This window comes from Roseibium sp. RKSG952, assembly GCF_009711355.1.
In genome coordinates, this window is sequence record NZ_SMMF01000880.1 from 18010 (window position 1) to 27022 (window position 9013).

At 52.1% G+C, this 9013-nt stretch carries 8 protein-coding genes and 1 tRNA gene; 3 read left to right on the forward strand and 6 right to left on the reverse strand.

Features of this window, described 5'->3' with window-relative positions:
- The first annotated feature begins 21 nt into the window (after window positions 1-21).
- Window positions 22-864, forward strand: a complete 843-nt coding sequence (locus E1297_RS13280) for a LysR family transcriptional regulator (protein ID WP_196223302.1) — start codon at window positions 22-24, stop codon at window positions 862-864.
- Between the two features lie 2 nt (window positions 865-866).
- Here the strand turns inward: E1297_RS13280 and lptF are convergent, their stop codons facing one another.
- The 3 genes from lptF to E1297_RS13295 all read right to left on the reverse strand — a co-directional run bounded on the left by lptF (window position 867) and on the right by E1297_RS13295 (window position 2823).
- A complete protein-coding gene (gene lptF / locus E1297_RS13285) occupies window positions 867-2006 on the reverse strand; it encodes an LPS export ABC transporter permease LptF (protein WP_155138858.1) in 1140 nt (379 codons plus the stop codon).
- Window positions 2007-2130: 124 nt separating this feature from the next.
- Window positions 2131-2496, reverse strand: a complete 366-nt coding sequence (locus E1297_RS13290) for a hypothetical protein (protein WP_209015780.1) — start codon at window positions 2494-2496, stop codon at window positions 2131-2133.
- Window positions 2497-2747: 251 nt separating this feature from the next.
- Window positions 2748-2823, reverse strand: a tRNA-Trp gene (locus tag E1297_RS13295).
- Window positions 2824-2966: 143 nt separating this feature from the next.
- On the opposite strand from E1297_RS13295, the gene E1297_RS50290 reads away from it, so the two are divergent.
- Window positions 2967-3671, forward strand: a complete 705-nt coding sequence (locus E1297_RS50290; protein ID WP_170337241.1) for a DUF374 domain-containing protein — start codon at window positions 2967-2969, stop codon at window positions 3669-3671.
- 3 nt (window positions 3672-3674) lie between these two features.
- On the opposite strand, the gene E1297_RS13305 is transcribed toward E1297_RS50290, so the two are convergent.
- The 3 genes from E1297_RS13305 to E1297_RS13315 all read right to left on the reverse strand — a co-directional run bounded on the left by E1297_RS13305 (window position 3675) and on the right by E1297_RS13315 (window position 6879).
- Window positions 3675-4574, reverse strand: coding sequence for an AEC family transporter (locus tag E1297_RS13305; RefSeq protein ID WP_209015781.1), 900 nt, complete (start codon window positions 4572-4574; stop codon window positions 3675-3677).
- Window positions 4575-4728: 154 nt separating this feature from the next.
- On the reverse strand, window positions 4729-6048 hold the full coding sequence (locus E1297_RS13310) for a tetratricopeptide repeat protein (protein WP_196223304.1): 1320 nt from the start codon (window positions 6046-6048) through the stop codon (window positions 4729-4731).
- Between the two features lie 165 nt (window positions 6049-6213).
- Window positions 6214-6879 carry a cyclic nucleotide-binding domain-containing protein gene (locus E1297_RS13315; RefSeq protein WP_155138864.1) on the reverse strand — a complete coding sequence of 222 codons (666 nt, stop codon included), beginning with the start codon at window positions 6877-6879 and terminating at the stop codon, window positions 6214-6216.
- Between the two features lie 350 nt (window positions 6880-7229).
- Here E1297_RS13315 and E1297_RS13320 point away from each other — a divergent pair, with 350 nt between their 5' ends.
- Window positions 7230-8951 carry an amidohydrolase gene (locus tag E1297_RS13320; RefSeq protein WP_155138866.1) on the forward strand — a complete coding sequence of 574 codons (1722 nt, stop codon included), beginning with the start codon at window positions 7230-7232 and terminating at the stop codon, window positions 8949-8951.
- Window positions 8952-9013: the final 62 nt, after the last annotated feature.

Consider the following 9013-nt stretch of genomic DNA (forward strand, 5'->3'; position numbering starts at 1 on the left):
TCGATGAAAAAATACTTTCGCATGCAGATCAAAGCCCTTGAGACATTTCTATGCGTTGCCGAACAAGGTGGTTTTCACGCAGCGGCCAGAAAGCTGAACGTGACCCAAACCGCCGTGAGCGCCCGTATCCGCCTGATTGAAGAAGCGACTGGACGAAAGCTGTTTACCCGAGGGGCAGGTAAAACTTCACTTACGGAATTTGGTCAACAATTCCAGCCATATGCGGAACAGATGCTGTCGCTTTGGTCCTTTGCATCACGCGATCTGCCAGCGCAGAGCCAAAACCGAATAGCCTTGCGTTTAGGTGCGCAGCTAAGTGTTTGGGATCCTCTGCTTGTGGACCTCGCTGTGCAGTTTGAGAAGCAATTCGGCAAGTTGCTTCTAACTTTGAACTACGACCACAATCTGAACATGACCGAAGCTGTCGCAACCCATGTTCTGGATGCAGCGCTGACCCATGAAAAACCGTCTGACACACGCGTCATCTTTCATGAATTGCCCGCCGAAAGATTGACGCTGGTTGAAGCCCCTAACAACTCAGCAGCATATGACGATCCGGTGTTTGTGAACCTGGAGCTGGGAGATGTTTATCAGGAGCACATTCGCACAAGTCTTAGACAAGCATCGGGCCAATCGATCTTTCTGGGAAATTGTATGATGGCGCTACGGTATCTGCTTCAAAGGGGTGGTCGGGGGTACTTTCCAGATTACGTCATCGAGAGCCGTATCCGTGCCGGCGAACTCATTATCGTTCCAAACGAACCAGATTTAAAGCTTCCACTCTATCTGGTCGCACGACCTGCGAGCGAACAACACACCTATTTCGATGATATCCTGACCTGTCTTACGTATCTGCGAGGTTAGTCTCAAACTGGAGATGGAACAGCCACATCCTGACGATTTCGCTGACGGATCAATGGCCGTCCGGCAACCAACAGGAATAGGCAAGAAATCATAATTCCCATGATTCCAGGTCCATAAAGTATTGGCCAGAGTTTTGGATCATCAATCACGATGGGTGCAACGAATCCACGTACGCCCTCTAAAACAATCAGAATTGTAAACGCACCGAAAATCTGAGGCCAAAGACCAAAGCGGGAAAAACTTCCCAACATCAGCGTTGAATACCCGACCAATGCGACAGTGATACAGATAGCAATCCAGGAAAATCGTTGATGTAACTCTTCGACCAACTGTCCGTGTGTAAATCCATAAGTAGCTGAAGCGGCTTCGATATCTTCGATAAATTCCACCGTTGGAATAGCCTCAAGACTGCGATGGGCCATGTCGCCGCTGCTGGTTAACTCAGAAATGTCGTACGACGCATCTTCGAACAGAGTTGAAGACAGGGTTTTGTCTTGCTCGTTCAGGCGCAAAGCAACGCCATCAACCATAACCAGATGAATTCCAGCGTCATTGTTAACGAGATACGCTGTCGTGCTTGAGTAACTTACCGGATTGGCATCATCGCGCCGGTCGGAAACGAAAACCTCGTGCAGCGTTCCATCCAAGTCGATTTGCCCGATATACACGGTAACGCCCGGAGCCGGATGCAGAAACTCGCCTTCGTTCAAAAGCTGCGCGGTCACATCTCCGGCCACTTCGGCCTGTCGTCGTTCCAATTGATCAACCGAAGCGGGGCGCAAAAAGACACTGATGGCAGCCATCATCAGTCCTGCAATCAAACCGAATATGAAAACCGCGCGTGCAAGCCGCCAAGGACTGGAACCAGTCGCGAGCATTACGGTCATTTCACTTTCGCGGCTCAACCGGTTAGTGGCATACACTGCGGCTGCGAACACGGCCATCGGCATAACTGTTCGGATCAGTGTCGGTAGCGTCAGAGCGGTGAACTCCAAAAACACCATCGCTGACTGACCACCGCTGATCACGCGGTCAAACAAACTGACCGATCGTGTGATCCAGAAGACTCCGACCAGAACCAGCGTGAAGAAACCAAACAGCACCAGTAGTTGCCGCAGGAAGTATCCATCGAAACGCGACATGTAGCTCCATCCGCCCGCTGAGGTTTCGGCCGACATTATTCCATTCAAACCAGAGAGGAAACCGCGATTACGCGACCAGAACAAGGGAAACAACTTTCATGCCCCAGCGCTGGATCAGGAACCGTCAGCCCGGATGATCATCCGGAAGAAGGTGAATTGTCAGATAACACAACAGCTGAAACCCACCCTGAACCATGTGATTTTGTTCAAGATCGAACTTCATGACCACCTGGTCTGCCCAAAAGAATGCAAGCCACAGCCCCAACGAAACGATGAATGCATAATCCACGCGTTTGAGCCAAAGCTCCTTGCGGGAATAGGGTGTTAAAATTGCAAAGGAGAACAACAGGGTCGATACCAGCGCCCAAAGGATAATTCCCACGAACAGCGCGATATCGATCGCGGTAGTGGCCCCGAACGGCGCCAGCGTCTGTTTCAGGAACGGGTAGTTCTGGCCATCAAACCATGGCGTAGAGGTGAAACCCAACATTTCCAAACCGCCCACGAAGTCTGTCAGAAAGGCAATTGCCCACCAGAGCCCCCAGAAAACTACAAGACTTTGTTTGAACAACACTCTCATGAATTGTGCACGCGTCCATTGGTTGCTGAAGCAAAGCAATAATCAACAGGATACGACGGATGCGAAAAAAGTGGAAATCTCGACCGGTGCTAACCGTCTGACGCATATATTAACTGCTGTGCACTTGTGCGAGCAGAACAAACAATCGACGTTTGGAGGAATGGCAGGGGCAGCAGGGTTCGAACCCGCGACCTACGGTTTTGGAGACCGTCGCTCTACCAACTGAGCTATACCCCTATGGTGTGCTCCAGATATGCCAGCGGCGCGGAGGACTCAAGAGCCTTTTTTAGATTCCTTCGCAGTTCCCCAACAGACAAAAAAGTTGCGCATGACGCGCAGTCCTATAAGACAAGGTTCGGCCAACAACAGGGACACCTCACGTGAGCTTCCGCAAAAAGATCGCAGACAGCGAAACCTTTCTGAATTGGGTTGCTCGGCGCATCGCGGGCTACATCCGTCTGGTGCACCGCAATACGCGCTGGCAGCGGATTGGCTATGAAGAGCTTGATCAACTCGCAGAAAGCGGTGAACCGGTCATTGTCGTTTTGTGGCATCAGCGTTTGGCGCAGTCCCCCTATTTCTTTCCTTTGGACAAAGGGCGCATCTGCTCGATCACTTCGGCTGCACGCGCTGGCAGCATGGTAGGACGGGTTCAGCGATTGTTCGGAATGGATACGATCGCGATGTCCAGTCACAAACGCCACGTGGCCCTGTCGCGAGAAGTGCTTGGCAAGATGAAGCAAGGTATCTCGATCGGGATTGCCGCAGATGGTCCAAGGGGCCCAGAGCGCATATCGTCGACCGTTCCGCTCATCTGGGCGCGCACATCGGGCAAACGCGTTTTTGGTATCACCTACTCTGCCCGCCATGGGCGCGAAGCAGGTACCTGGGACCGACTGTTGATGCCCCGCCCCTGGCGAAATGAAGGGGTGTTTCTGTGTCGTGAGTGGACCGATGCCGTGCCGCGCAAAGCTACCGAAGAACAGATTGAAGAGCTGCGCCAGAGCCTTGAAGACCACATGAACCGGATCACCGCCGAGGCAGATCAGATGGTTGGTCGAGAACCCTGGAAACCAGTTGGCTAATATTCAGACCCAATAGGTCAGCGCCAAGGGCAGAACGACTAACGTCGCCAGAGTCGATACCAGAATGTAGCCCGCTACATCCGGTGCTTTGTCGGGCTGGTACTGATCCGCGAACAGGTAGTTCGCGACCGAGGAAGGCATAAGACAACACAGGATCACCACGCCACGTTCGGTGCCGGTAAATCCAAACGCCCACACTACAGCCACCGCCACAGATCCTGCGATACATAAATGCAGAATCGTCAGCAGTCCTGCCTGCTTCACATCTCTGACCTGAAACGATGCAAGCGTATGCCCCATTGTCAGCAACAACATCGGGATCGCAAGCCCACCCAAAATGTCAAAGCTCGACTCTATCGGCTTGGGTAAATGTGTGCCGGTCAGGACCAGCCCCAAAGCGATTAGTGCAGCATAGATGACCGGAGATGTCAGCACAGCTCTGACCGATATGGTTCCCGACGGAATCCAGATACCCACCGTGAACATGCTGAGCAGGATCACCACGACGAATCCCATCGCATACGCCATCCCGGCATCGCCAAACGCCAACAAAGTGACGGGCAACCCGATGCTACCGACATTGCCGTGCATCAGCGGCCCCAGAAATGCAGCAATGGAATACCCCAGCAGCCGCAAAGCAATGAGGCTCAGCACGGCGAAACCCGCGACCGCTACTGCGGCGGCACCAACCACTGTTATAAACGTGCCGCCATCGATCTGGGCCGTTGAAATATGCGAGATGACAAGTGTCGGAAAACCGACGCGGGATATCAGATCGTTCACGACCTTGGTGTCGAAAGGGGCCTTGATCAGCGCCAGCGTGTATCCAACCCCGACACAAATCAGAACCGGCAGGATGATGTTGAAGACGTTTAAAAAAATGTGCTCCAGATGCGCAATCATGCCTGTGCTGACACCACCTTTGGGAAATGCTGGTTCAAATTATGATCCAGCCTGTGCGACAGAATGGATTTTCGCAAGGAAAAGCTGAGTCTCGAACCGAGGCACTAGAACGCCATAGTACAGTTGGTAGTCGGCCAACCGTCAACCGATGTGATCAGCTATAACGTACCCGCATCTTGATCGCCTGCATGAAGCGGCCATGTGAAATCAGTGCCGACATGAAATCTTCCAGATACTCTTCAGATAGTCCCGCATCGATCGCGCCGTCAAAAATTTCCTCGGCTTGTACAAAGTTCTCTTCTTCGATCAGAATCATTGCATTGATGAACTGTCCGAAAGAATCACTGGGACCCAGCGCCAAAGAGCGGTCAATTGCGTCTCGCGCTTCGGGGATTTTATCGAGTTCCAGCGCGATTTCAGCATGCAATCGATGATCGAAGTGGTCGGCTCCATCCATTTCAACGCCGCGACGAATAAGCGCCAGTGCTGCATCGAACTCTGCGTCATCCGCAAGCAGGCTTGCCTGCCAATACACCAGATATCCACTTTCACCGGCGCGGGACTTTGCCTCGTCCAACACCTTATGCGCCTCGGAACGACGACCCAGAGCCGAAAGAGCCCGCGCACGTCGTACATAACCATCTGAATCGTCAGGTCGGGCTTCGATTACAGCATCCGCATCCTTAAGCGCCTGTTTCGGGCGATCCAGCATCAACAATATGAGTGATCGCCGGGACCGGGCAGAAATAAACTCCTCATCCAATTCTAGTGCTCGGTTCACGTGATCAAGCGCATCATCCCACTGTTGTCTCTCGGAAAGGACATAGGCCAGACCATATTTTGCATTTGCATCGGCATCATTGATTTCCAGTGCCGATGTGAACAGTTCATGCGACTTGTCGTATTGACCGTCATACGCAAGCACCCATGCCAGTTCGCGCATACCCCAAGGGTATTCCGGATCCAGCGCCAGTGAGGCGCGCATATAGTTTTCGAACTCATCAATCTCAATCTGTCCGGCCCAATGTTGACTGGAAGCAAGCCCCGCCATGTTTTGAGCATTGGGCTTTCGCAATACGGCCTGCCGAAAGAGCTCAACCGCCGCGGGGTAATCATCCAACAGATACAAAACCCAGCCCTGCCCTTGCAGGCCCGGTTCTGCATTGGGATCGATTGTCAGAATCTGATCAAAGACATCGTGAGCGCGATCAAGATCATCGACATCAACATAGGCCCAAGCCATCCGATCCAGCATCTCGATACGCTGCGCATCAGACGACCCAGCTTCCTCAAGACCGAGTTGACAGATCTCGATCAGCCTTTCGGGCGTATCACTCTGCTCGATGCAGGCCGAAGCGTAGGTCGATTGAGAATTCGTGAGCAAAGGCTTGGACGCAACATCGCTGATCATCGTCGTCAGCCCAAGCAAAACCGCGCCTGAAAACTGGGTAAAACTCTTGAAAGAATAGATCATTGCATATCGGCTTGTCATAAAGTTCAAAACTCACTTAGCAATTCATTGCGACAAGAAAAAGGATTTTGAAGATAATGAGTTGCCGGACTTGGCGCCCGCTACCAATCGCATGCTTAGCTGGGATACTATTCAGAAATCACCCAGTGAGCTGATCCCCGCGTACCTTCACGGAATTTGCAATCGTGCCGTCTGCAGAAAGCGCGAAATCTCAAGGCCAAGGCTTGCTTCGATTGAAATCTCCAGATCGGGTTTTTTCTCAAGTTCCATATTCAGTTTAGTCAGGTCCCAGCGGATGACACGTGCGGGTTTGGTTGCCTTTACGGATACCGGAGCCACAAAATCCTGGTCATTGCTTAGAAACGCGGTGCCGCCCAGAAACCGACCCTCGCCAAGCTGGTCCACCGGTTCACCATTCATCTCAACACTAAACTCCCCGTCGACAGTCAATACCAGGCTATGAACATGCTCTCCCTCTGCAAGCAGCACTTCACCTGTTGGGACGATTTCGGAAACTCCCATTCTCAGCAGGTTGTATGCATCCCGCTCAGAAAAGTTCCTAAGGGCGATGTTGTACAGATGTCTTTCGGTGTCACTGAAAGCAACCGGACGGCGTTCAAGCAGAAGGCGGATGATCCAATAAATATTGATCGCTGTGAAAAACAGGTTCCAGCCAATCGGTGCCCATAACGGACTGCTTTGCAGGTAGTAGTAGGGCAGCAATATCAGCGCACCGATAACGGACAGGACCCGTAGCCAGAAGATGTCTCTTACCGAATAGGATATGAGATAGAAAATGTTCGCCGCATTGACCAACAGGTCCAGTCCCACCATGTCTCCACCTCACCCGCTATATGCGCGTATTCACGCGTTTCTATTTCGCTATTGCAAGTTTAGGCATCTATTCGAACTGCGGGGAAGAGATAGTTGAGGTCTGAAATCCAGGCTCGGTCGTGGCGGTCACCCAATCGTAGTTAGCCTAAGTTTGATACGATTACCGACACAAAAAACCTCCCAGTTTTGGCGTCCGAAGAAGTAGCGCGACCGGTTCGAAGTCAGGGAGGCACTTCCAATTGAAAACGATGTGTCGAGGTCAATCCCAAGCGAAAGTTTGCATAGCCTTCGTATTTTCCAACAAATTCTATATCATCATATTCAAATGATTTATCTTGGGGGAGGTATTGATGAACAAACTACTCGCTTCGGCAATGGCGCTTCTTGCCGCTACGACCCATGCTCAGGCTCAGTCCAATCGCAGCAATCCGACAGCGGACTACGCCCTGATCAACGGCGAGATCCATACAATGGACGCAAGCGGAAGCATTGCAACCGCTATCGGCATCGAAGGCGGAGAGATCGTTTATGTAGGTGATTCCACCGGGTTAAAAGATGTTATCGGTATTGGCACAGAGGTCATTGACCTAAAGGGAAAAATGGCCCTGCCCGGCTTCGTGGATGGACATATCCATGCGGCTGCAGGCGGGTTGATCATGCTTGGCGTGGACTTGCAGACGGATGACAAAGACGAGTTGTTTGACCGTATCCGTAAAGAAGTCGAAACCAACAAGGACGATATAATTCTTGGCTATGGGGTCCGCTTCAATCCCTGGACAGATGGCAACCCGACCGCCGCCATGCTTGATGAAATCGAAGCTGATCGGCCGGTCTACTTATGGGCCATCGATGGTCACGCGGCCTGGGTCAACTCCAAAGCGCTGGAAATGGCCGGTATCGACAGGAACACGCCTGACACAGCACCCGGATTTTCGTTCTTTGAACGCGACGACGAGGGAAATCCAACAGGTTGGATAATTGAAATACCTGCGCAAATGCAGGTTTTGACTTCGCTTGTTGATGTGAACCCCGAATTCATGTCCGAGGGTGTTTCAAATTGGCTGCAGCGTTTCGCTGCAGCAGGAATCACAGCAGTCCATGACCATGGCATTCAGGGCATGAGCCAGGAAGAAGGCTTTCAGATGATGGCCGATTTCGAGAAAAACGGAGAGCTACCAATTCGTTTCATCGGCTCCTACTATTGGAATGATGGGACGATTGATCCTCTTCCCGGTACGCAGGAACTTAGCGACCGATTTAACTCTGATTTGGTTAAAGCAAGCTATCTGAAAATCAATATGGACGGTGGAGACGACAAATGGAATGCGCTCTATGTGGACCCATATGCCGATAAACCCGAATTGGTGGCTGAACCGATCATTCCAGTGAGACTGGTCAAGGACGCGGTCATCCGCGCCGATGCAGCTGGTTTTAACGTTACCTGCCACTGCTTCGGAGATCTGGCTGTACGAACTCTTTTGGACGCCATTGAGGCCGCTATTGAGGTCAACCCTGACCGCGAACGCGCGCACAAAATCACGCACGGCACTTTGATCCACCCGGATGACTACACCCGGTTCGGAGAACTTGGTGTCATCTATGACACGACCGGGGCTTGGATGACCTTCGATCCACTGTTGCAGTCCGTTTCGACCACGCGTCTGGGTGAAGATCGCGTTCAGGCCATGTATCCCGTCAACAAAGTAGTGGCTGGTGGCGGAGTCTTTTCATTTGGCTCAGACTGGCCTGTCTCAGGATATGTATCCGAATATCGCCCTCTAGCGGCCATTGAGGCAGGGGTAACACGCCAGTTGCCTGGCCGCTCAGATGTCCCGCCACTGGGAGGTGATGAGGCCAGAATGCCGCTACAGCTCGCATTGGAAGCTCATACCATCAACGCCGCCAGAGGAATGGGTATGGATGACCAGATCGGCAGCCTCGAGGTTGGTAAGAAAGCCGACATCGTAGTGCTGGATCAAAACCTATTCGAGATCGAGCCGACAGCGATCTCTAACGTCGACGTTCTTTACACGATAATGGGCGGCAATCTGACTTACGAAAAATCGGACTGAAGCGGATAACTATTTCTTTCGCCTGTTGGCTCAGGCAAAAACGAAAAAGGGCGTCCCGAGGG